Raw genomic sequence first — 22,472 nt, forward strand, 5'->3', positions numbered from 1 at the left:
CCGCCCCACCGTTGGCTACACGGCTTGCAAACTCAGGCCCTTGAGGGTAATCGCGCAGTCGTAGGGCCCAGGCGTTTCCCAGCCCAGGTTGAAGGAGGTGGCGTGCAGGTCTTCAAACGTGGTGTCCTTCAGAAAACCGTGGGCCTGCGAGGCCGCCAGGGCCTCCTTCACGAGCGGAACCAGATCGGCTTCGATCCGGTGCCAGGCGCCGTTGCCCGTGGGCGCGTCATAGAACCGGTCGCCCGGCAGCGTGCAGATGAACTTGCCGGTGGCCCCCGGCGCGCCCGCGTCCACGGCCTGATGCCCCTTTGGGATGTCCTGTCGCGCGTCGAAGAGCGGGATGCCGAACCAGATCATGTCGCGGTAGTCGGCGCTGTCCGGATTGTGGTTGTTCATGGTCCAATAAGCGGTGACCTGGGTGGTGTGAAGCGACGGATCCAGGGTCTCCGCCGTGGCCGGCCGGGCGTGATCGACGCGGAAGGCCAGCGTAAAGGGCATGCGTCCTTTGTCCGCGAGCCGCAGTCCATCGGGCATCCGCTGCTCGACGAGCAGGTGCGGCCAGAGCTGGCCCTTTTCGCGGAGCTTGCCGCCGTATTCCGCGCCGCCCCGCACCTCCAGCGTGACGCCCTTGCCCGAGAGCCCGCCGGGATGGATGGTGACCGCCTTGCCCTCGTTTTCCCGGATGCGGGCGCCCGCCGGACCGATCCGATCGGGGGCGGGAAGCAGGTTGAAGCGGGTCCCCCACTGCGCCAGCCGCCAGGCGGGATCCGCCGCGCCGGAGGTGGCCAGGATCGCGCCCAGTTCCAGCGGCTCGTGCGCCGTGGTGACGTTGGACAGGCGGAACCCGCCCTCCAGGGCCAGGTCACGGAAGACTTCCTCGGCGGGCGCGCACGTGGCGATCAATAGCAATGCCAGGGCACGATGCAGGGGCGTTCGGAGGGGCATGGCGTGTTTCCTTGTGGGTTGCCGCAACGCAAGGATATCCCCGCGATCCTTACATGCGGGCGCCGCGCCCGTCAATCTACGCGCGCCCCGCACCGTGTCCGCGTCACGGCGTTGAGCCGATGAGCATTCCGCCATCCACCACAAGGGTCTGTCCGGTGATCAGGGGGCTTCCCGAAACGAGCGAGAGAACGGCCGCGGCCACATCTTCCGGTTTGCAGACCCGGTGCAGCGGCGCACGGTCCTCACACTGTTTCTTCACCATGTCGTAGGACGGCCCAAGGCCCTGCTTCAGCCAGTCTCCCTCGATGAAACCGGGCGCCACGGCGTTCACGCGGACCTTCGGTGCGCAGACGCGCGCCAGCGCGACGGTCATGTTGATCAAGGCGGCCTTGGACGCGCAGTAGGGAATGGAGCTGCCGGCGCCCGAGAGCCCCGCGATGCTGGCGACGTTCACGATCGCGCCGTCGCCGGACTGGACCAGGGAGGGCAATGCCGCCCGCACCATCTGGAACGGCCCCTTCAGATTCACACCGAGGATGAGGTCCCAGTCCGCGTCCTGAACCTGATCCAGCGCGTTGTGCGGAATGAAGCGCGTGACGGCCGCATTGTTGATCAGCACGTCAAGCCGCCCGAAGGCTTCGATGCTTTGCGCGACCAGCGCGCGGCATGCCGCATCGTCCGCCACATTCGCCTGCACGGCAATCGCCTCGCCACCGTACTCGCGGATGCGTTCAACGGTCGCCTCGGCATCGTCGCGCGAGGCGCTGTAGTTGACGGTGACGGCGTAGCCCTGGCGCGCGAGCTCGAATGCGGTGGCGCGGCCCACACCGCGGCTGCCGCCGGTCACCAGGGCGGCTTTCGCTGGAGGATTCACTTCGGGTACTCCCTTGGTTACACAATCGGCGCGATCGAGCCGCGGCACAGCGCGCGCCGGGCCCCGCACCGGTCATCAGCGATTGTACAGGAAAGCGCGCGCGCCTTGTGATCGCCGCTCCGGCTGCGGGTGCGATTTGACCCAAGGTGTTGCCGGTGCTACACTTCCGGCGTGCTAACCGGACTATTTCGAGGAGTGGTACGTGGATTACGAAGACGGTATCTATTTTGAAGACTTGAGCGAGGGCGACAGCGCGACCACTCCGGGGCGAACGATAACGGAAACGGATATCGTCAATTTCGCCGGCCTTTCGGGTGATTTCAACCGGATCCATACGGACGAGGTGTTTGCCGCGAACATGCATTTTGGCCAGCGCATCGCCCACGGCATGCTGGGGCTGTCCGTGGCGTCCGGTCTGGTGACGCGGAATCCCGGCGCGCAGCGGCATATGCTTGTGGCGTGGCTGGGGCTGACCTGGGATTTCAAGCGCCCGATCCTGATCGGCGACACGATTTGCGTCGTGCAGACGGTGAAATCGAAGCGCCCGACGCGCAAGCCGGACGCGGGGATCATCATCTTCGACGTCCAGGTGAAGAACCAGCGCGGAAAGGTGTGCCAGGAGGGGGAGTGGAAGGTGATGTATATGCGGCGCGACACGAACTCGGACGAGAACTGACGGCGCGCGCCGATCGCGGCTGCCTCTTTCCGGGCGCGCTGTCCGGGACGGCTGGAGGCGGGGAGGTTCCATGAAAATCGCAGTGCTGGTGAAGCGCGTTCCGGACACGGCGTCGGCGTTTGAACTGAACGCGGCGGGCACGGGCATTGTCACGGATCGGCTCAAGTACATCATGAGCCCGTACGACGAGCATGCCGTGCAGGAGGCGATCAATCTTCAGGCGGCCACGGGCGCGACGGTTGTTGCGGTGTCGCTGGGCGACGAAGGCGCGAAGGACATTCTCCGCACCGCGCTCGCCATGGGCGCGGATTCCGCTGTCCTGGTGCGCGGGGAAGGGGTGGACGCGCTCGGCCCGCGGGGCATATCGGAGGCGATCGCCGCGACATTGCGGCGGATCGAACCCGACCTGGTGTTTGCGGGCAGGCAGGCCGTGGACGGCGACGGCGCGCAGATTCCCGAGCGCGTTGCGGAGCTCCTCGGCTGGCCCCATGCGTCCTCGATCACGCGTTTTACGCTGGACGGCGCCACCGCCTCGGTGGACCGCGAGGTTGAAGGGGGCCATTTCGTGCTGGAGCTGCCGCTGCCGGCCGTGTTCACCACGGAGAAGGGCATCAATAAGCCCGAGTATCCCAAGCTCCCGAATATCATGAAGGCGAAGAAGAAGCCGCTGGAGGAATGGACCCTCGCGGACCTGGGGCTGTCCCCGGGCGAACTCGCGGGCCGCGTGGCCGTGGAGTCGATGCGCCTGCCCCGGCAGGAGCGGCTCGGGCGGATGATGGCGGGCGATGCGCCGGCGCAGGTCGCCGCGCTGGTTCACGCGCTGCGCGACGACGAAAAGGTGCTGTAGGATGGGCGTACTGGTCTTGCTGGAGCAGCGCGGCGCGTTGAAGCCGTGCGCGCTGGAAGCCGCGAGCGCGGCCGCCGCCATCGCGCGGGACGCGGGGCTTCCGCTGCACGCCGCGTTTATCGGGCAGTCCCTCGTGGACGACGCGGAGGCCCTCGCAGGATTTGGTATCGACACGCTCTATGCCTACGAAAACGACCGGCTGGGCCACTACTCCAGCGACGCCTACGCGCCGATTGTGCGCGAGCTCGCGCGGGAGATCGGCGCGACGGTAATCGTGGGATCCGCCACGGCGCTGGGCAGGGAGCTGTGCGCTTCGGTCGCCGCGCGGCTGGGCGTGGAGCTTGTGCAGGACGCCATCGCCTGCCGCTGGGACGGGGCGTTGAAGGCCACGAAGCCGGTATACGCAGGGAAAGTACTTTCGGAGGTCGCGATACAGGACAGCCCGGCGATGGTCTCGCTGCGCCCGAACACGGTGGCCGTTACCCGCGACGCCAGCCCCGCGCCGCGGGTGGAACGCCGCCCCATGCCCGAAGTGACGCTACGCACCGTCGTGCGGGATGTCGTTGAAGCGGCGGCTGGCTCTGTTGAGCTGACCGAGGCGAAGATTGTGGTGTCGGCGGGGCGGGGGATTGGCGGGCCGGAAAACCTGCACGTGGTGGAGGATCTGGCGAAGGCGTTCGGCGCCGCGCTGGGCGCGAGCCGGGCCATCGTTGACGCCGGCTGGATCCACCACGCCCACCAGGTCGGGCAGACGGGCAAGGTGGTCAGCCCGGATCTCTACGTGGCGTGCGGTGTTTCCGGCGCCATCCAGCACCAGGCCGGGATGCGCACGGCGAAGGTTATCGTGGCGATTAACAAGGATCCGCAGGCGAATATCTTCAAGATTTGCGACTATGGCATCGTGGGGGATTTGTTTGAAGTGTGCCCGCTTCTTGCGGAGGCGGTGAGGCAGGCGCGGGGCTGACTAGGGATCGGGTGGACATTGTGGACGAAGTGGACATATTGGACAGGGTGGACCGAGCGACGGGGTTACGTCGCTTTCTGGATCTGAAAGACAACTAATGAGCGCCCTTGTTCTGGTTGCCCTCATCATCGCCGCCCACGGGGTCTTCTTCCACCGTTTGTGGCAGGTTTACCGCTGGGTGAATTTGGGCCGGGGGACGCTGGGGTTGGATGCGCTGCCGCGCCGCATTGCCGATTTGGTTTCCAAGGGCTTCGGGCAGAAGCTCGTGCTGCGCGAGCCCTCGGGTTTGGGGCATGCGTTTATCTTCTGGGGCTTCTTCGTGCTGACCTTTGGCACGATCGAGGGGCTTGCCAGCGGGGTCTTCCCCGACTTCAGCTTTGCGTTTCTCGGGCCGATCTACTGGTTGATGAACACCTGCCAGGATTTTTTCGGCCTGCTCGTGCTGCTGGCGATTGGCGCGGCGTTGTGGCGGCGGCTGGTGGTGAAGCCGAAGCGGCTGGAAGGGCCCTTCGCGCACACGGTGGATGCGCTGATCATTCTGGGGCTGATTTCGGTGTTGATCGCGGCGTTCTATGTGCTTCAGGTGGTGCATCCGAAGCCCGGATTCACGCCGATCGCGGATATGCTGCGCGCGGCGACCATCGGCGATGGCCCAGTGGGTCGGGAGTTCTATCCAGGCACGTTTGCAGGCTTCCACTGGATCCATAACCTGGTGGTGCTGGCGTTTCTGGCGTATATTCCGTATTCCAAGCATCTGCACGTGGTGACGGCGCTGCCGAATCTGTTTTTTCGCGAGGAACGGGTCAAGGGGCGTATTGCCAACCTGGACCTGGAAGACGAGAACGCCGAGCAGTTCGGCATCCTGAAGATCACCGACTTCACCGCCAAGGAACTGCTCGACCTGACGGCCTGCACGGAGTGCGGGCGGTGCCAGGAGGCCTGCCCCGCGTACAACACGGGCAAGCCGCTGAGCCCGAAGAAGGTGGTGCTGGATTTGAAGGCGCACCTGTTCCGGGAGGGTCCGGCGCTGCTGAGGGATCCGAACGCCGAGCCGAAACAGGCGCTGTATGGCGATGTGATCGCGGAAGACGTGTTGTGGTCCTGCACGACGTGCTTCGCGTGTGAGGAGGCGTGTCCCGTGGAGATCCAGCCGATGACGAAGCTCCTCGGCATCCGGCAGGGGCGCGTGCTGATGGAGGGCGATTTCCCCGAACAGGCGCAGGGCGCGCTGCGGAACATGGAGACCCAGTCCAATCCGTGGGGGCTGCCGCAGAGCGAGCGCGGGAAATGGGCGGAATCGGTGGGCGTGAAGACGCTCGCGGAGGACGCCGACGTGGAGTATCTGTTCTTCGTGGGATGCGCGGGGTCGTATGACCAGCGCTACCAGAAGGTAACCGTGGCCTTCGCGAAGCTCATGCAGGCGGCGGGGGTGAAGTTCGGCATCCTCGGGGAGGAGGAGTGCTGCACGGGCGACAGCGCCAAGCGCATCGGCAACGAGATGCTGGCGCAGCAGCTGGCCATGCAGAACGTGGAGACGATGAACGGGTATGGCGTGAAGAAAGTCGTCACGGCGTGCCCGCACTGCTTCAACAGTATCAAGAGCGAGTTTCCCCAGCTCGGCGGCGACTTCGAGGTGCTGCACCACACGGAATTGCTGGCGGACCTGGTGAAGGCGGGCCGGCTGAAGCCCAAGGCCCCGGCGGTCAACGCGGCGGCGGCCACGTACCACGACTCGTGCTACCTGGCGCGCTACAACGGGGTCATGGACGCGCCGCGCGCGCTGGTGCAGGCGGCGGGCCAGGCCGCGCCGGTGGAGATGTCGCGCAGCCGCGAGAAGGGCTTCTGCTGTGGTGCAGGCGGCGGGCGCATGTGGATGGAAGAGACCATCGGCACCAACATCAACACCGAACGCACCCGCGAGGCCCTCGCCACCGGCGCGACCACCGTGGCGACGGCGTGCCCGTTCTGCATGACGATGATGAGCGACGGTGTGAAGCGGGAGGGGCGCGAGGAGGTGGCGGTGAGAGATGTGGCGGAGTTGCTGGTGGATGCGATGGGGCTGGAGTAGGATAGCCGTCCCGGCTGTCCTGGACAGGCGGGACGCCTATCCTACATTTCTCCTCTGTAGCGAAATGCGATCACTCGCAGCGAGCCGACTCCATCTATGCGCAATAACCGAGGGCTACGAAGCAGGGCCACTTTTTCGCAGTTCTTCCAATTCGCGCATGAAAACGTGCTTGCCTTTGCTGAGAATGGCCGGGATATCTCGCCCTTGACGCAGCAGCGCGACAATCGCAATTCTGTCTTTTCCCAAGGGTTCAAATACGAAATAGTGTTCCCGAATGGGATACAGACGCAAACCGGTCCCGCCGGATAATTCTTCGCGTTTCCTGTACCTCGTGTAATTTTTCGCCAAGTCGTTGGCCGCTTTGTGGAGGGCGTCGAAATACGCTCGCGTGCGCTTCTCGCCCCACCTCGCCATTGACCACGCCCTGGCCTCGCGTAAATGCCGGCGTGCGGTGGTTGTGAGAACGTAGTTTTTCGCGTGCGGCAACGATGCTTACTCCTCGTCGAGGATGTCCAGAATAGATTCCGATACAAACTCACCCGCCCGCATTTCCCGGAGACCTTGCGCCACATCGCGAACGATTGTCCAATCCTGCATGTCTCGGCGAATGAGATCGCGGATATACTCACTGGGCGTTGCGTAAAGATCGTTATCACTGGCGCGCAAGTCAACGTAGCGGCGCAGTTCGTCCGTTAATGAAAGGTTGAGACTACTTGCCATGGGAACTCACCTTGTGTTTAACATGTCTGATTCAGGGTAGCATGGATGGCAATATATGTCAATATTCGACATGAGCTTGCCTGCGAGGCCCTGCTGCTGGAGGGGTAGGGCGAAGAGTAGGACAGCCGGAACGGCTGTCCTGGACAGGCGGGACGCCTATCCTACTTTGACAGGCGGGACACCTATCCTGCACGTTCAGTATTTCGCCCACTCCGCGGTGTTCCGTGGTTCGTAATGCTCCAGCGCGAAACTGTCGCCGATCACTTTGCGCACGGTTTCCAGGGAGTCGAGGGCGCCGACGGCCATGGCCTGTACGCCGATGTTCCCGAGGACGGTTGCTTCGACGGGGCCGGCGACCACGGGGATGCCGCAGGCGTCGGCGGTCATCTGGTTGAGCAGTTTGTTCTGCGTGCCGCCGCCGATGATGTGGAGGACTTCGGTCTTGCGGCCGAGGGTGTCGTCGAGGGCGCGGAGGGTCTGGCGGTATTTCAACGCGAGGCTTTCGAGGGCGCAGCGCACGATCTGGCCGTGGGTTTCGGGCATGGGCTGGCCGGATTCGCGGCAGATTTCCTGAATGAGCGCGGGCATGTCGTCCGGGGCGAAGAGGCGCGGGTCGTCGAGGTTGATGATGGAGCGGAAGGGTTCGCTGGCTGCGGCCTCTTCGGTGATCGCGCCGTAGTCCAGTTTGACGCCTTCCTGGCGCTCCCAGACGCGTCGGCATTCCTGCACGAGCCAGAGGCCGAAAATGTTCTTGAGGAAGCGAATTTTTCCGCCGACCCCGCCTTCGTTGGTGAAGTCCTGGGCCATGCTGGCGTCGGTGATGCAGGGCTCGTCCAGCTCCGCGCCGAGGAGCGACCAGGTGCCGCTGGAGAGGTAGGCCCAGTTTCCGGCGCCCGGCGCGGCGGGCACGGCGACGACGGCGGATGCGGTGTCGTGGGTGCCGGGGGCGATCACGGGGGCGATGGGGCTGATGCCGGTGAGTTCGGCGATTTCCGGCAGGATCGGGCCGAGATTCGTTCCCGGGGGGACGGGATCGAGGAGGATGTCGCGCGGGATGCCCAGGCGGCGGATAAGGTCATCGTTCCAGGTGCGCGTGTGGGGGTCGAGGAGCTGGGTGGTGGAGGCGTTGGTGTATTCGCAGGCCTTCTTGCCGCACAGCAGGTAGGCCAGCAGGTCGCCCATGAGCAGCAGGTCATTCGCGGCGGCCAGCTGGGGCGAGTTCGCTTCGACCAGCGCGAGCAGCTGGAAGCTCGTGTTGAAGGGCAGGAACTGGATGCCGGTGGACTTGTAGATTTCTTCCTTCGGGACCTTCGCGTAGGCCGCCTCGAACATGCCTTCCGTGCGCTTGTCGCGGTAGTGGACGGGATTGGCCAGCACGTGGCCCTCGGCGTCGAGCAGGCCGAAGTCCACGCCCCAGGTGTCGATGGCGATGGCGTCCAGATCGCGCGTGTATTCCCGGGCGCACTTCGTCATGGCGGCGATCATCTCTTCGTAGATGCGCGCGAGGTCCCACTGGCGGCGGCCCAGCATGATAAGGCCTTCGGTGCGGAAGCGGTGGATTTCCCGCAGGGTGATGCGCCCGCCCGCGAGCGTACCCAGTACGGCGCGCCCGCTTTCGGCGCCGAGGTCGAAGGCCAGGAATCGGTACTCGAGTTTCATGGGGGATCCTCGTGGTGTTATTGGTGCGATGTGGGGCGAAAAGGGGAATAACCCGGCCCCGGGGGCTATCTTAGCATGAAGGCGGTGAGGTCGCGCATCTTGGTGGGTGGTGGGCTTTGCGTAAAGCCGGTCGTGACGCGTTGCGTCACCCATTGAGGATGAAATGCTGCTCCTGACTGTTGGCGCTCTTCTGGGGGCTCGCACGCTCAAGCCTTCGCGGCGGAGGCGCGGAGCTTGAACGTGGCACCCGTGGCTTCCTTTGAGAATTCGTAACACTTTAGCGGAGTGAAGTCCCCCGGTGGATGAGCATGTCTCGGTCAAGACAGCGTGAATCGAAGGATCGCGGACATTCCTGTCTGCGGCAGGAGGAGCGCAACACTTCATGTGATCGCTGCGCTTGAGTGAAAAGACGCTGGTCCCCATTCCATTCCGGTTTTGGGGACACCGGGATTCTATTCCAGGCCAGCCATGCCCGTTGAAAGCCGAAGCAGGCGCTGCCGCAGGCAGGAATGCCCGCGATCCGATAGCCGGGCGTCCTCGCAATGTCCCGGAGTGCTTGGAATGATACCTGCTCGCGGCTTCAGATGGCTAAAGTCTTACGAAAATTCAGAGCAGCTGCTTATGAGGCGTTGCGTCACCGGTTACGTATGGAAATGGACGGCGACTTCGCCGCCTGGCAGGCGGGGACGCCTGCGCTCCCAGCCTTTGTCGCTTCCTTGGGAGAGATGCTGTAGTCTGGTTTGTATGAGGCCGTTGTGGTGAAGCCGAGGCGTTTTCTCGGGTACAGCCTCGGGCTGGTTTTGGGCTTCTATTTCGGTATTGGGCCTCTGGCCAGCCCGATGCAGTCCCCCTGGCCCGATGCAGTCCCCTTGGTTTGAGGCGGTCGCCATCAGAAGCGGAGGGGGCGGGCGCCGAATTCCTGGATGAGGACGGAGCGCGCTTCGCCGGCGGTGTAGATGGAGCCGGTGATGAGCAGGGGGCAGTCGGGCGTGGCGCAGGCGATGCCGCGGCGGACGGCGTCGGGGAGTGTCGCGCTGATCTCGACGGAGCCGGGGCCGGCTTTGTCCGCGAGTTCCTGGACGGGGGTGGCGCGTTTGCCGTCGAACTGGGTGAGGATGAGGTGTCTTGCGCGGGGCTGGAGCGCGGCGAGCATGCTGGCGGCGTCTTTGTCGGATGAGGCGGAGAAGACGATGACGCATTCCTCGAAGAGATCGGCGATGCGCCGGGCGCCGGCGGCGTTGTGTGCGACGTCGATGAAGACGGGCGGGTCGTCGAGGACGCGCTCGGCGCGGCAGGGCCAGCGCACGGTGGTCAGGCCGTCCTGGATGTGTTCGCGCACCATGGCGGGGAAGTGGGGCATGGCGGTTTCGGCGAGGGCGCACGCGACGGCGGCGTTGTCGCCCTGGTAGCGCCCGGGCAGCGCGAGGGGCTGCGCGGCGAAGGCGTTCAGCGCGCTGACGTAGGAGAACTGGGGGTCCCAGGCGGTGCCCTGCAGGCGGTAGTCGAAATCGCGCCCGAGCTGGAGCAGGGGCGCGTCGACTTCCGCCGCGCGCCGGTGGAACACGCCGAGGGCGTCGGGGTTGAGCTCCGCGGTGACGGCGGTGACGCCGGCCTTGATGATGCCGGCCTTTTCGACGGCGATCTTTGCAATGGTGTCGCCCAGATAGGCGGTGTGCTCCAGGTCGATGTTGGTGATTCCGCAGGCCAGCGGTTGCACGACGTTGGTGCTGTCGAAGCGCCCGCCCATCCCCACTTCGATCAGGGCGATGTCGGCCCGGGCCTGCGCGAAGTAGCGGAAGGCGATGGCGGTGTTCATTTCGAAGAACGTGGGAATGCAGCCAATGCGCCGGGCGGCGTCGCGGAAGAAGGCGATGTTTTCCTCCAGGGCCGGCTCGGGGATCGGCTCAGCATCCACGAGGAAGCGCTCGGACACGTCAATCAGGTGCGGGCTGGTGAACTGGGCGGTGCGGTAGCCAGCGCGTTCGAACATGGCGGCGAGCATGGCGACGACGCTGCCCTTGCCGTTGGTGCCGCCAACGTGGATGACGGGGCAGGCGAAGTGCGGGTCCCCGGCGGCACGGACGAGGGCCTGGATATTCTCCAAGCCCAGTTTAATGCCGTGCAGGGTCAGGTCGAAGAGGTATTGACGCAGCGGCGTGTTCGGCCGCGCCAGCGCCCCGGGCGTCATTCGCTAGCGTCGCCCGCTGTGGCCGCCCCCGCCGGCTCCGCATCCGCCACGTCGGAGTCGCTCTCCTTCGGGGGGACATAACCCTTCAGGTCTTCGGCGGCGTGGGGGGCCAGGTAGCGCAGGAGCTTGCCCAGGTGCTTACGCAGATCCGGCCGCGCCACGATGTGGTCGACGAAGCCGTTGTCGCGTTGGTACTCGGCGCGCTGGAAACCGTCCGGCAGCTTGATCTTGAAAGCGCCCTCGATGAGGCGCGCGCCGGCGAAGCCGATGTAGGCGTTGGGCTCGGCGATGGTGATGTCGCCGAGGCTCGCGAAGCTGGCGAACACGCCGCCGGAGGTCGGGTCGGTCTGGACGACAATGTAGGGGAGCCGGGCCTCGTTGATCCGGCGGACGGCGTCGGCGGTCTTCGCCATCTGCATGAGGGCGAGGATGCCTTCCTGCATGCGGGCTCCGCCGGAGGCGGCGAAGACGACGAGCGGGACCTCGTTCGCGATGGCGTCGTCGACCAGGCGGCAGAACTTTTCGCCGACGGCCGAGCCCATGCTGGCCATGACGAAGGCGGAGTCCATGCACCCAATGGCCAGGCGTACGCCCTCGATGCGCGCCAGTCCGGTGACGAGCGCTTCGTTCAGCCCCGACTGCTTCCGGGCGCGCGTGATGCGCTCGGCATAGGTTTCCTTGCCGACGGCGAACTCGAGGGGGTCGTCGGCGGTAATGCCGGTATGCGTTTCCTCAAAGCTGCCGGGATCGACCAGCAGGTCGATGCGCGCGCGCGCGCCGATGCGGTAGTGGCGACCGCAGTGGGTGCACACCTGCATGTTCTGCTCGATATCGGGCTTGTACAGGGTTTGCTTGCAGCCTTCACACTTGATCCAGAGGCCGTCGGGCACGACGGTCTTCTTTTCCTCGCGGTTGCGCCGGCCAAACGGCGTGCGCTTGAAGAATGCCATTTCAGCGCCCTCCTTCCAGGGCCTCGGCGGCGGCCTCCTGGAACTTCGGCGGGTGATACACGAGGCGCCCGCAGTGGTGGCAGGGGATGAATTTGTCGCCGGCGAGGATTTCGTTCACGTTTTGCGCGGTGATGGTCATGAAACAGCCGGAGCATGATTCTCCCTGCAAGGGGACAATCGCGGGGCCGGTTTTCTTGGACTTGCGGATGCGCTCGTACTTGCTGAGGATTCCGGGATCTATCACGGCGATGAGGGGGGCGCGCTGCGCCTCGAAGGCCTTGCGTTCCGCGATCGCCACGGCGAGTTCCTCGTCGATCCTGGCGCATTCCGCGTCGATTTCGGCCAGTTCCGCGCTGATTCGCTTGCGGTCTTCCTCGAGGACGGATTTGGCGTCGTCGAGTTCCATGAGAATGGCGATGACGCGTTCTTCCCGCGCGGAAATCTGCTTTTTCAACATCTCCATTTCGTGCAGGAGGGCCTGGTATTCCTCGTTCTTCTTCACCGCCAGGAGCTGGCCGTCCTTGCGCTTGATTTCGTCTTGCTTTGCGGCGATTTCGCCTTCGCAGTCGCGCTGCTCAAGCTGGAGTTTCTTCAGGCGCTGTTCGCTGCTCTGGAGCTCGTCATTCAGGCGTTTTTTGTGAATGTCGAACTTGTTTTTCTGTTTGGGGATTTCCGTTTCACGCGAACGGAGCTTCTCGACCTTCAGGTCCAGTTCCTGCAGTTTCAGTAGGTTCTTCAAGTCACTTCGCCTCCGCGTCGAGCCAATCCTTCGATTCAATTCCACCCGCGGCCGCCGGGGAAACCCGGCTCCGGGGGCATAAAAAAACCGCAGCGTTATGCTGCGGTGTGGCGAGGCGCACCCGTCCAGTCGCTGGCCGCCCGGCGGCGTACGCCACCGGGCAACGGGCAAAGAGCGTGAAATGTGACGATGCGCCTGCACATTCGATTATCATACCCCTTAAAGCGGCAACTTGCAATCCCGCTTGGGCGCGCGGGTAATGGCAATTTCGCCGGAGCGGACCAATTCGGTGATATTGTAGGGGCGGAGCATGTCGATGCACGCGCCGACCTTGCCCTCGGCGCCGGTGACCTCGACGGTCAGCGAGCCGGGGCCCACATCGACGACGTTTGCGCGGAAGATGTTGGCGATTTCCACGACCTCGCCGCGGCGGGCGGGTTCCACGGCGACTTTGATGAGGACGAGTTCGCGCTCGACAAAGGACGCGGCGGTGAGATCGATCACCTCAATGACTTCCACGAGCTTGTTCAGCTGTTGCATCATCTGGGAGAGTACGCCATCATCGCCCCGGACGACCACGGTCATCTGGGAAATGGAGGGGTCGATCGTCTCGCCGACGCACAGGCTGATGATGTTGTACCCGCGCGCGCTGAACAATCCGGAAACCCGGGCCAACACGCCGAAATGGTTTTCGACGAGCACACTGATCGTGTGTTTCTTCATGGCCTCCACGCTCTGATCCTTCCTGCGGCGAAAAGCTCAGTTTCCGTCCGCCGTTCCGTTGTAGGTATTCATGGCCGGGCCGATGCCGTCCGCGACCCAGGCCAGCGCCGCGTCGGCGCCCCTGTCAAGCATCGCGTTGACCGCATCCCGTTCGTCGGGGCGGAAGGTGGCCAGCACGTGGCCGGCCAATTCCGCGGCCTTCCTGTCGTCTCCCACGCCCATGCGCATCCGGTGGAACTCGGGGCTTCCGAGGCGCTCAATAATCGACTTCAGGCCGTTGTGTCCGCCGGCGCTACCGCCCGCGCGGAAGCGGAGGCGGCCGAGCGGGAGGTTCACGTCGTCGACGATCACGAGGAGATCCGCGGGATCGAATATGGTGTTCCTGCACACGCGCGCCAGGCAATCGCCGCTGCGGTTCATGAAGGTCTGCGGCTTTACCAGCAGCAGCTTCTCTCCGCGATACGCGGCCTGGGCGACGAGGCCCTGATGCTTTTCGCGATCCAGGGCGACACCGAGCCGATCCGCCAGGGCGTCCACCAGCATGAACCCGAGGTTGTGCCGCGTATTCCGGTAGCGCGGGCCGGGGTTACCGAGTCCTGCCACGATCTTCATGGGCACAGCGGCCGGGCCATGCGCTTCGGCGGGTGCGATCGGAACATCAGCCTTCGGCGTTCTCGGCTTCCTCGGCGCCTTCGCCCTCTTCACCCGCGGCCTTGCCGGCGACGCGCGGTGCGTGGATAGCGATGATCGTGCGCTCGGGGTCCGTAATGATTTTGACGTTCGCGGGGGTCTCGAGGTCCGAAACGTGCAGCAGGTCGCCGATGTGGAGGTTCGTGATATCCACGTCGAACTGCTCGGGCACGTCGAGCGGCAGGCACTCGATTTCCAGTTCGCGGAGCTGCTGGTCCGGGACGCCGCCTTCGACGAGGCCGACGCAGTGGCCCACGATGTTGATCGGGATCAGCGTCTGGATGGTTTCGTCGAGCTTGATCCGCATGAAATCGGCGTGGACGATGTGGGACTTGACCGGGTGGTGCTGCACCGCCTTGATGAGGATCGGGCCGCTGAGCTCGGGCTTGTCTTCCACCTCGACGCGCGCCACGGCGTGCTCGCCCTGGCTGCCGTGCACGAGCGCGGAGAAGGCTTTCGCATCCACCGTGATCGCGACGGCGTCCTTGTTCTCGCCGTAGATTACGGCGGGAATGCTGCCGGCCGAACGCTTGCGCCGGGCGGGGCCTTTCCCCGTCTCGCTGCGCGTCTTCACCTTAATCGTTTGAATTTCCATGATATCCGCTTGGGCCTCCGAGCCGGCTTCAACCCTTGAACAGGTTGCTTACCGATTCATCCTTGTGAATTCTGCGAATTGCCTCTCCAATCAGGGCCGCCAGCGAGAGCACCTTAACCTTGGAACTGCTCCGGGCCTTTTCCGACAACGGGATTGAATCGCAAACCAGTATTTCTTCGAGTTCCGAGTTCTCTATGTTATCCAGCGCCGGCCCGCTGAAGACCGGATGGGTGGCGCAGGCGCGCACGGAGAGCGCCCCGTGCGCCTTTATCGCGTTGGCCGCCTTGGCCAGCGTTCCCGCGGTATCTATCATGTCATCGAACAGGAGCGCGTGTTTCCCGCGCACGTCCCCGATGATATTCATCACTTCGGCCACGTTTTCCTTCGGGCGGCGCTTGTCCACAATGGCGAGCGGAACGCCCAGCCGGTTCGCGAACTCGCGCGCGCGCCCCACGCTGCCGGTGTCCGGCGAAACCACCATCAAGTCCTCCTGGAGGGCCAGACGGCTCTTCAGGTGGTTGACGAAGACCACTTCCGCGGACAGGTGATCCAGCGGTATGTCAAAAAAACCCTGTATCTGCCCGCAGTGCAGGTCCACCGTCAGCACGCGGTTGGCGCCCGCGGCCGTCAGTAGATTCGCCACGAGCTTCGCCGTGATCGGCACGCGAGCCTTGTCTTTCCGGTCCTGGCGGGCGTAGCCGAAATAGGGCATCACCGCCGTGATCCGTTCGGCCGAGGCGCGCCGCGCCGCGTCGATCATGATCAGCAGTTCCATCAGGTGCCGGTTGACCGGCGGCGAGGTGCTGTTCACGAGGAACACGTCGCGCCCGCGGATATTCTCCGCGATCTGCACGCGGATTTCGCCGTCCGAGAAGCGGCCCACGTTCGCCCGGGCCGGGCTGCAACCGAGATGGTCGCAAACGCCGGCGGTGAGCGTCTCGGAGGCGCCGCCGCTGAAAACTTTCAAATCGCTCGTGTAGGCCACCGGGATGCCGATCCTCTACCGGGCAAAGCCGGCGCGGAAGTTCTAAATGGCAGGGGCGGTAGGATTCGAACCCACGATGACCTGCACCAAAAGCAGGTGCCTTACCACTTGGCCACGCCCCTGTGTTGCACGGCCAGGCCCGCGGGCCTGCTTTCCGGGCATACGACAGCGCGGGCACACAGGCGCCACACGCGCGTCACGGGATTGGAGAGTATAGCAAGCGGGCCGTTATCAAGTCAACGCGCGCGCGGGACTTAGGCCGCGCGGGAGCCTGTGCGGGAGACCCGAATGGGCGGGCGGGGCGGCCCGGGAATTTACCTGCCGAGAAAGGCCAGAATACGGCTTCGCAGGGCGTCGTGATCGCGGGTTTCGCACTCCCAGACGGTGAGCACGTCCCAGCCGAGGGCGTGCAGCGCGGCGCGGTGCTTCTTGTCCCGATCCACATTGGCCTGGATCTTTCGCCGCCAGTAGTCCCGGTTGGTCGCGGGGATGCGGGCGCCGCGTTTGCAGGAGTGGCCATGCCAGAAGCAGCCGTGCACGAAGATTGCCTTGCGGCGCGATTTGAACACCAGGTCGGGCTTACCGGGCAGGGACGGATCGTGCAGCCGGTACCGGAAACCCTCGGCGTGAATCATGCGCCGAACGAGCATTTCCGGGGCGGTGTCTTTGGATTTCACCGCGCGCATGGTGCGGCTGCGGGATTCGGGGTCTTCAGGCATCAGGATCGCTGAATCGGGGCGTGGACCCCGGCGTCGCGGCGCTCATGCGGCGTGCTTCGAGGAAGATTTATTCGACTTCAGTAGCGGCTCAATCAGATGCTCCGCGAGGTGACGAACGGCGGGAACGGCCACACCGTCCCCCGTCAAGTGGTACGCCTCGTTGTAGTTGGCGGGTAAGGTGTAGGTGTCGGGCAGCCCCATCAGGCGCGCGGCCTCGCGGCCCGAGAGGAGTCGGGTCCTCACCGATGCGCCCTCCACCACCATGATTAGCTGTCGGCTGGAGCCGCCGGCCGGGGTTCGCAGGCAGCCGGCAATACCGTCAAACCGGACTTCGGCGCGCTGTACTTTCCGGCCCGGGCCATCGGGGCGGGTCCGCTTGTAGAGAGTCCCGACAATCCGCCGGCCTTCCGCCTTCGCCTGTTCGAGTTTTTGCCGGTTCAGGTCGCTCATCATCCCGAGGAGCTTCGCCGTCTGATCGGGGGTGTGCCAGGCGACATCGTGCGGGTTGGGTTCGATGAGGTCCGCCAGGCGCGTCTCGCGCGGTGCGGGTTCCGGGAAGTCCCACCAAATCCAGCGCTTCCGGAGTCCGGGTTTCAGGGCCTCCACCGCGCCCCGGAGGGCTTTCGTGTGCCATACGGGGTGTGGAGAATCGCCGGTGAGGCGGGCGGGGATATCGAGATCGGCGCGCGCGGCGATGATGAAGAGCCTGGGGCGCGATTGTGGCAGAAAGTGGACGGCGTCGACGACGGCGGCGCCGAAGCGGTAGCCCTGCCTGTTGAGGGCGTCGCAGATGGAGGCGAAATCGCGGCCGCCATGGGACGAAATCGCGCCGCAGACATTCTCCAGCACGATGATCGCCGGGGCGCGGCCCTCCCGATTCAGGTCCGTCATGAGTTTCCAGAACGGCCAGAAGGTTCCCGAGCGATCGCCGTTGAGGCCGGCGCCGTTTCCGGCCAGAGACAGGTCCTGACAGGGGAAGGAGGCCCAGGCCAGGTGGGCCGCGCCGGGCAGTTGATCGGTTGTGATGTGCCTGACGTCGCCGACGAACAAGTCGTCACCCGGCCAATTGGCCCGGTATGAACGGGCCTTGGAGGGGTCGAAATCGTTTGCGAAGAGACAGTCCCAGCGGTCGCCGAGACCCGCGCGGGCCATGCCCCCGCCGGCGAAGAACTCGTAATACTGGTAGCTGGCGTTTTTTATCATGGTCTGCTTTCGAATCCTGGCCCGAGCGCGCCGCGTGCTGCACTGCGGCAGGGTGTGACCCCATTGAATAGAGTCCGGGGCCTTCACCCTATCGCAGCGGGGCGGCGGCCCGCAATATCGCGTCACCGCACCGCACGGATCCGGTCCATGAGGGCGAGGGCTTCCCGCGTCACCGCCTGGGTCTCGGAAATAATGTCCACGTCGTGGTTCCGGCGCACGTTGAGCCGGAGCCGGGCCATGCGGCGGGCGAGTGGGAGCACTTCCTGGCCCAGTTCGAAGGCCGGATCCACGCGCCCGTTGCCGAGCAGGCGGCAGAGCGCTCCGTCGCAGGCGCACAGGGCGGCGCCCGCGCCGATGAGATTGGTTCGCGCGGAGGCCAGCGCCGGGGCATGGTAGAGCAGGTTGACGAGATGTTCCCGCGCTTCCTGCGACCGCTGGGCTTCCTCCATTGCGCTTCCCGTGCCGGCCTGGCGCAGTTTGCGATGGACCTCGCGGATATCCAGGTTGTACCGGCGGGCCAGGCTCAGATCGAGGGCGATCTGGCGGCGGTCCTGTTCCTGCAGGCGCAGGGCGACCTCGTCCCGCCATCGTTCGGCGACGCCGTTTGTGGCGAGGAGGATGACCTGGCCCTGGCCGGGGAACATTTCGAGGTGGCGGCGCCAGGGCATGGGGGACCAGAGCCGGCTGCGAACGAAATCGGAGACGTCATAGGCTTCGAGGCCGGCGGGCGGGGAATCGGGCGCCTCGATGTAGACGGTGGTGACTTCCGTAAGTTCGTTGCTTATCACGTAGAGCAGCCGGTAGTCGGAACCGGCGAGCCAGCTCCATTGGATTGCCGGCACGCCTTCCGGGCGCTGGGAGCGGGAGTGTTCCTGCCAGGTGATCTTGAACGGGCAATCTTCGGGCTCGGCGCAGGGCGTGGCGTTCAGCACGAGGGGGGCCAGGGCGAAGAAGCGCTCCACCCGGTGCCCGAGCTCCGCCCAGTTGTCGCTGAAGTTGAGGAACGGACCAGTGAGGGATCGCTGGGTGTTCCCCTGCACCCAGATCGGGTCGTTGTGGTAGACAAACGCGAACCATCCGCGCGCGCCACTGGCAAAGGCCAGGTTGATCATGAGGCGCATTTCCGGGCTCGTATTCCATTCGGGCGTGTCCGTCGAGAATACGAAAGCCGGCGCGACCACCCACAGTTGCTGGCCCCGCGCGAGGGGGTAGTGTTCGCGGACGGTATCGCCCAGTTCCCAGGGGGCGTGGGACTTGAAATGGGAGATCCCGGTGACGGGGAAGTGCGGGCCGAACAGGGGAACGTTGGTTGTGTCCCGGTGTATCGCGGCGAGCGGATGGTTGGGGTCCGCCTCCTGAATGCGCGCCTGGGCGTCCACGTGCATCTTGAAGGATTGGGACGGGGGCTCGTCCTGGATGGCCCAGCCGAGTATGGCGGGCGAATCCGCGAAGGGCCGGATATCGCGATCGATCAGCTTGTCGGGGTCGCGCTGGAATTCGTCGCGCGGCCAGTGGTGGTGGGCCAGCACGCGGATTCCGTACGAATCCGCCAGGCCCAGCACTTCGCGCCATTCCGAGGGGGTGAGGCGGTCGATCTCCTCGATGGCGACGCTGTTGTGGTGGTGGCGGGCAATATCCTCCAGGGCGAACCGCCAGTAGTCGCGAAACGAAATCTCCATGCAATCCGCCATGCGCTTGGCGGTGCCCGCCTTCATGTAGACACCGAGCGGGAGGAACTCGTTGAGCAACGGATATTGCGGGGCTTCCGCCATCGGATGGCGCCCGCTATCCGGCCCGTAGCAGGCGGCGTGCTCCCTGGTGCTCAGGCCGCGGAATCGGATGGACTGGATCTCGAAGGTCTCGGTCTTGCGCTTGGTCGCGTAGAGCCGGAATGCGCAATGGTCGATGAAGCGGGGGAATCCGTGATGTTGCACGAGGCGCGCAGCGGTCTGCCAGGATTGGGCCGGTTCCAGGGCGTCAAAGTGGGTTCCGCCGCGGTAGCTCAGCACCCAGGCCGGGCGCGCGGACATGGAAATGCAGCGGTAGGTGATCTCCGCCACGGGGTAGCGGTTGAGGTCAATCGGAAAGCGGCTGTCCTGGCTCCGCCGGGAACTGAGCGATACCCAGAAGCTGGGGTCGCTCGACGGGAGGCTGTCAATCGGCCGGACGCCTTCGAAATGCCCGATGAGGCTTACCCCCGAAGCGGTCTGCACACGTTCGGCCGGGATCGACTGCCATTCGCGATCGGCCGGATCATCCACGAGCGCCCAATGGGCAATTTCTTCGGCGGTAAACTCGACGTACTCGGCGGCGGCGCGGCCTTCCGGATCGTGGCGCTCCAGCACCGTCTTCAGGAATCCGGCGTACTTGTAAATCATGGAGGCAGCATCCTTCTAACGGTACGACGCGCCAGTGACACCGGGAAATGCACGCCAGGCAGCGACCCGCGGCCAACCAATTCGCCGGGCCGTTGATCCTAGCCAAGAAACGCCGGAAAACGCAACCGGCGGGCGCCTTCCGCGTGACGGAGGGCAAACAACGCGATTGCGCCGCGGTATCGCCGCGAGATTGCCAATCCATGGCGCGGTAGCGCAACATTTTCGGTCTGCAGTGTGCGGCGGGCTTGCGCGCGGATTCCCCGGCGCGCTATCGTGCCCGCCCATGCCCGACTCCGCGAAGAAAGAACCGCTTCTCCTCGACACGCCGCTCGGCGATCTGCCTGGAATCGGCCCGAAACGGGCGTCGCTCCTGCAACAGCTGGGCCTGGCGACCGTGCGTGAACTGCTGTACCACTTCCCGCGCGATTACCAGGACCGCCGGCGCCTTACCCCGATTTCGGAGGCGGCCAGGGGCGAAACCGTCACGTTCGAGGCCCGGGTGAAGGAAGCGCGAAACGTGCGGATGCGGGGGCGCGGATCCATGGCGGTGCTCGTGCTGGAGGACGACACCGGCGCGATCAAGGCGACGTTTTTCGGGCGGGGTTACCTGGCGAACTCGACGTTGCGGCCCGGGGTGACGGGGGTGTTCCACGGGGTTGTGGAGGAGTACAAGGGGCTGGCGCTCAAGAGCCCGGAGTTCGAGGTGTTGGAAGCGGGGGCGGGCGCGGGGCTGCATACGGGCCGGATTGTGCCGATTTACCGGCTGACCGAGAAAGTCACCCAGCGGATGCTGCGCACGTGGATCGCCGAGGCGCTCGATCGCGTGGACGGGACCATTCCGGAAACGCTGCCGCCCGCGGTGCGCGCCGCGGAAGGGCTGGCCCCACTGGGCGCGTGCCTGCGGCAGATCCACTTTCCCGAGAGCAGCGAGGCGGCGGAGGCCGCGCGCGCGCGCCTCATTTTCGAATCGCTGCTCACCATCCAGATCGGCGTTCTGCGGAAGCGTCTGCACCGCCGGGGGGAGGAGGGCGTAGCACACCACATGAACGGGCCGCTGTTCAAGGCCCTCGATCGCCAGTTGCCCTTCAAGCTCACCGAAGCCCAGGAGCGGTGCATCGCGGAGATACTCCGGGACATGGCCGAGCCGCGCCCCATGACGCGCCTGGTGCAGGGGGATGTTGGATCCGGGAAGACGATTGTCGCGGCGCATGCGGTTGCCGCCGCGATCGACAGCGGCTTCCAGGCGGCTTACATGGCGCCGACGGAGCTTCTCGCGGAACAGCAGTTCAAGACCCTGCGGGCGCTGTTTGAGCCGCTCGGGGTTCGCGTTGAACTGCTTACGGGCAGCCAGCGGGGCGCGCGATCCATACGGCGTGGCGTTGCGGCGGGCGCGGCGGGGATCGTCGTGGGGACGCAGGCGCTATTTCAGCAATCGACGACTTTCCAGCGCCTTGGGCTGGTCATCATCGACGAGCAGCACCGCTTCGGCGTGGCGCAACGCAATGCGCTGGCGGAGAAGGGCGAGCGCCCGGACGTGCTGCATATGACCGCGACGCCCATCCCCCGATCACTCGCGATGACGCTGTATGGCGGCATGGATCTGTCGGTTATCGACAGCCTTCCGCCGGGACGGAAGCCGGTCAAGACACGCTATATCCCGGAGAGCAAGGTGGCTGGTTGCTATGCCTATGTGGCGGACCAGGCGCGGCTTGGCCGCCAGAGCTTTATCGTGTGCCCGCTGGTGGAGGCGTCCGAGCTTCGACAGGACAGCACGGCGGTGGAGGATCACTTCGCGGAGCTTTCCACCGGCCCGCTTTCCGGCCTGCGCACCGCCTGTATCCACGGGCGGCTCGATGCGGGCGAGAAGGACGAGATCATGCGGCGCTTTTCGGCGGGCGAGGTGGATGTGCTGTTCAGCACGACGGTCATCGAGGTGGGCATTGACGTGCCCAACGCGACCACAATGCTCATCGAGAACGCGTCCCAGTTCGGGCTGACCCAGCTGCACCAGTTGCGCGGTCGCGTGGGCCGGGGGGACGCTCAATCCTACTGCTTCTTGCTCGGCAAGCCCGCGACAAAAGAGGGGCGCGAGCGGCTGCGGATCTTTTGCGAGATGAGCAGCGGGTTCGACCTGGCGGAGGCGGATCTCCGTCTGCGCGGCCCGGGGGAAGTGACGGGATTCCGGCAGGCCGGTTTCGACGATCCGCACGCGGCGGCGTGGGCCGGGGACGCGCGCCTGCTGGACCGCACGCGGCGCCGCGCGGAGGCGATCCTGGCGGACGACCCCGAACTCGCGGACGCCGCCTGGGACCCGCTCCGCGCAAGAATCGAAGCGTGCGAAAGCGCCGCGCTCTGAGTGCGCCCCGCGGGGCGAATCAGGCCGTGCGCGGAGCGGCTTGCCGCGGGCCCCGATACGTCCGGGAAAGGCGCTATAGTTTGGTAGCGAAGAAGGCGAATTCCGCGGCTATTGGGCCTCGCGTGCTTTGACTCGCCCCGAAACGACCTGCTACTATCCGGCGCGAGCATATGGCGCGCCCGCGGCTCTCGGC

20 protein-coding genes and 1 tRNA gene are annotated in these 22,472 nt (G+C 65.3%); 5 read left to right on the forward strand and 16 right to left on the reverse strand.

The window, feature by feature from the left end:
• Positions 1 to 15: 15 nt before the first annotated feature.
• Both KF886_17150 and KF886_17155 read right to left on the reverse strand, forming a co-directional pair.
• A complete protein-coding gene (locus tag KF886_17150) occupies positions 16 to 945 on the reverse strand; it encodes a hypothetical protein (protein MBX3179085.1) in 930 nt (309 codons plus the stop codon).
• A 103-nt stretch (positions 946 to 1,048) separates the two neighbouring features.
• Positions 1,049 to 1,792 (reverse strand): SDR family oxidoreductase, encoded by a 744-nt coding sequence (locus KF886_17155; protein ID MBX3179086.1) that lies wholly within the window; start codon positions 1,790 to 1,792, stop codon positions 1,049 to 1,051.
• Positions 1,793 to 2,021: 229 nt separating this feature from the next.
• On the opposite strand from KF886_17155, the gene KF886_17160 reads away from it, so the two are divergent.
• From KF886_17160 to KF886_17175, 4 genes are all read left to right on the forward strand, one after another.
• Positions 2,022 to 2,495 carry a dehydratase gene (locus KF886_17160; protein ID MBX3179087.1) on the forward strand — a complete coding sequence of 158 codons (474 nt, stop codon included), beginning with the start codon at positions 2,022 to 2,024 and terminating at the stop codon, positions 2,493 to 2,495.
• Positions 2,496 to 2,565: 70 nt separating this feature from the next.
• Positions 2,566 to 3,342 (forward strand): electron transfer flavoprotein subunit beta/FixA family protein, encoded by a 777-nt coding sequence (locus KF886_17165; protein MBX3179088.1) that lies wholly within the window; start codon positions 2,566 to 2,568, stop codon positions 3,340 to 3,342.
• A 1-nt stretch (position 3,343) separates the two neighbouring features.
• Positions 3,344 to 4,306, forward strand: coding sequence for an electron transfer flavoprotein subunit alpha/FixB family protein (locus KF886_17170; GenBank protein ID MBX3179089.1), 963 nt, complete (start codon positions 3,344 to 3,346; stop codon positions 4,304 to 4,306).
• Positions 4,307 to 4,403: 97 nt separating this feature from the next.
• Complete coding sequence (locus tag KF886_17175) at positions 4,404 to 6,374, forward strand: 4Fe-4S dicluster domain-containing protein (GenBank protein MBX3179090.1); 1,971 nt, start codon at positions 4,404 to 4,406, stop codon at positions 6,372 to 6,374.
• 114 nt (positions 6,375 to 6,488) lie between these two features.
• Here the strand turns inward: KF886_17175 and KF886_17180 are convergent, their stop codons facing one another.
• The 14 genes from KF886_17180 to KF886_17245 form a co-directional block, all read right to left on the reverse strand.
• Complete coding sequence (locus KF886_17180) at positions 6,489 to 6,860, reverse strand: type II toxin-antitoxin system RelE/ParE family toxin (GenBank protein ID MBX3179091.1); 372 nt, start codon at positions 6,858 to 6,860, stop codon at positions 6,489 to 6,491.
• Positions 6,861 to 6,866: 6 nt separating this feature from the next.
• The gene (locus KF886_17185; GenBank protein ID MBX3179092.1) at positions 6,867 to 7,094 is read right to left on the reverse strand and encodes a hypothetical protein; all 228 of its coding nucleotides are present in this window, start codon (positions 7,092 to 7,094) and stop codon (positions 6,867 to 6,869) included.
• A 195-nt stretch (positions 7,095 to 7,289) separates the two neighbouring features.
• Complete coding sequence (locus tag KF886_17190; GenBank protein ID MBX3179093.1) at positions 7,290 to 8,753, reverse strand: rhamnulokinase; 1,464 nt, start codon at positions 8,751 to 8,753, stop codon at positions 7,290 to 7,292.
• Positions 8,754 to 9,642: 889 nt separating this feature from the next.
• Positions 9,643 to 10,941, reverse strand: coding sequence for a bifunctional folylpolyglutamate synthase/dihydrofolate synthase (locus KF886_17195; GenBank protein ID MBX3179094.1), 1,299 nt, complete (start codon positions 10,939 to 10,941; stop codon positions 9,643 to 9,645).
• On the reverse strand, positions 10,938 to 11,891 hold the full coding sequence (gene accD / locus KF886_17200; protein MBX3179095.1) for an acetyl-CoA carboxylase, carboxyltransferase subunit beta: 954 nt from the start codon (positions 11,889 to 11,891) through the stop codon (positions 10,938 to 10,940). The genes KF886_17195 and accD overlap by 4 nt, the downstream gene beginning before the upstream one ends.
• A gap of 1 nt (position 11,892) precedes the next feature.
• Positions 11,893 to 12,630 (reverse strand): hypothetical protein, encoded by a 738-nt coding sequence (locus tag KF886_17205; protein MBX3179096.1) that lies wholly within the window; start codon positions 12,628 to 12,630, stop codon positions 11,893 to 11,895.
• Between the two features lie 219 nt (positions 12,631 to 12,849).
• Positions 12,850 to 13,353, reverse strand: coding sequence for an acetolactate synthase small subunit (ilvN, locus tag KF886_17210; protein ID MBX3179097.1), 504 nt, complete (start codon positions 13,351 to 13,353; stop codon positions 12,850 to 12,852).
• Between the two features lie 36 nt (positions 13,354 to 13,389).
• Positions 13,390 to 13,965, reverse strand: a complete 576-nt coding sequence (gene pth, locus KF886_17215; GenBank protein ID MBX3179098.1) for an aminoacyl-tRNA hydrolase — start codon at positions 13,963 to 13,965, stop codon at positions 13,390 to 13,392.
• Positions 13,966 to 14,011: 46 nt separating this feature from the next.
• Positions 14,012 to 14,638, reverse strand: a complete 627-nt coding sequence (locus KF886_17220) for a 50S ribosomal protein L25 (GenBank protein MBX3179099.1) — start codon at positions 14,636 to 14,638, stop codon at positions 14,012 to 14,014.
• A 28-nt stretch (positions 14,639 to 14,666) separates the two neighbouring features.
• Positions 14,667 to 15,623 carry a ribose-phosphate pyrophosphokinase gene (locus KF886_17225; GenBank protein MBX3179100.1) on the reverse strand — a complete coding sequence of 319 codons (957 nt, stop codon included), beginning with the start codon at positions 15,621 to 15,623 and terminating at the stop codon, positions 14,667 to 14,669.
• A 47-nt stretch (positions 15,624 to 15,670) separates the two neighbouring features.
• Positions 15,671 to 15,745: transfer RNA gene (locus tag KF886_17230), tRNA-Gln, on the reverse strand.
• A 192-nt stretch (positions 15,746 to 15,937) separates the two neighbouring features.
• Positions 15,938 to 16,342 (reverse strand): DNA mismatch endonuclease Vsr, encoded by a 405-nt coding sequence (vsr, locus tag KF886_17235; GenBank protein ID MBX3179101.1) that lies wholly within the window; start codon positions 16,340 to 16,342, stop codon positions 15,938 to 15,940.
• 42 nt (positions 16,343 to 16,384) lie between these two features.
• Positions 16,385 to 17,545 carry a DNA cytosine methyltransferase gene (locus tag KF886_17240; protein ID MBX3179102.1) on the reverse strand — a complete coding sequence of 387 codons (1,161 nt, stop codon included), beginning with the start codon at positions 17,543 to 17,545 and terminating at the stop codon, positions 16,385 to 16,387.
• Positions 17,546 to 17,667: 122 nt separating this feature from the next.
• Complete coding sequence (locus KF886_17245; protein MBX3179103.1) at positions 17,668 to 19,923, reverse strand: hypothetical protein; 2,256 nt, start codon at positions 19,921 to 19,923, stop codon at positions 17,668 to 17,670.
• A 283-nt stretch (positions 19,924 to 20,206) separates the two neighbouring features.
• Between KF886_17245 and recG the strand changes: the two genes are divergently transcribed.
• Entirely contained in the window at positions 20,207 to 22,279 is a 2,073-nt protein-coding gene (gene recG, locus KF886_17250; protein ID MBX3179104.1) for an ATP-dependent DNA helicase RecG, read from the forward strand.
• Positions 22,280 to 22,472: the final 193 nt, after the last annotated feature.

This window comes from Candidatus Hydrogenedentota bacterium, from assembly GCA_019637335.1.
Classification (GTDB): domain Bacteria; phylum Hydrogenedentota; class Hydrogenedentia; order Hydrogenedentales; family JAEUWI01; genus JAEUWI01.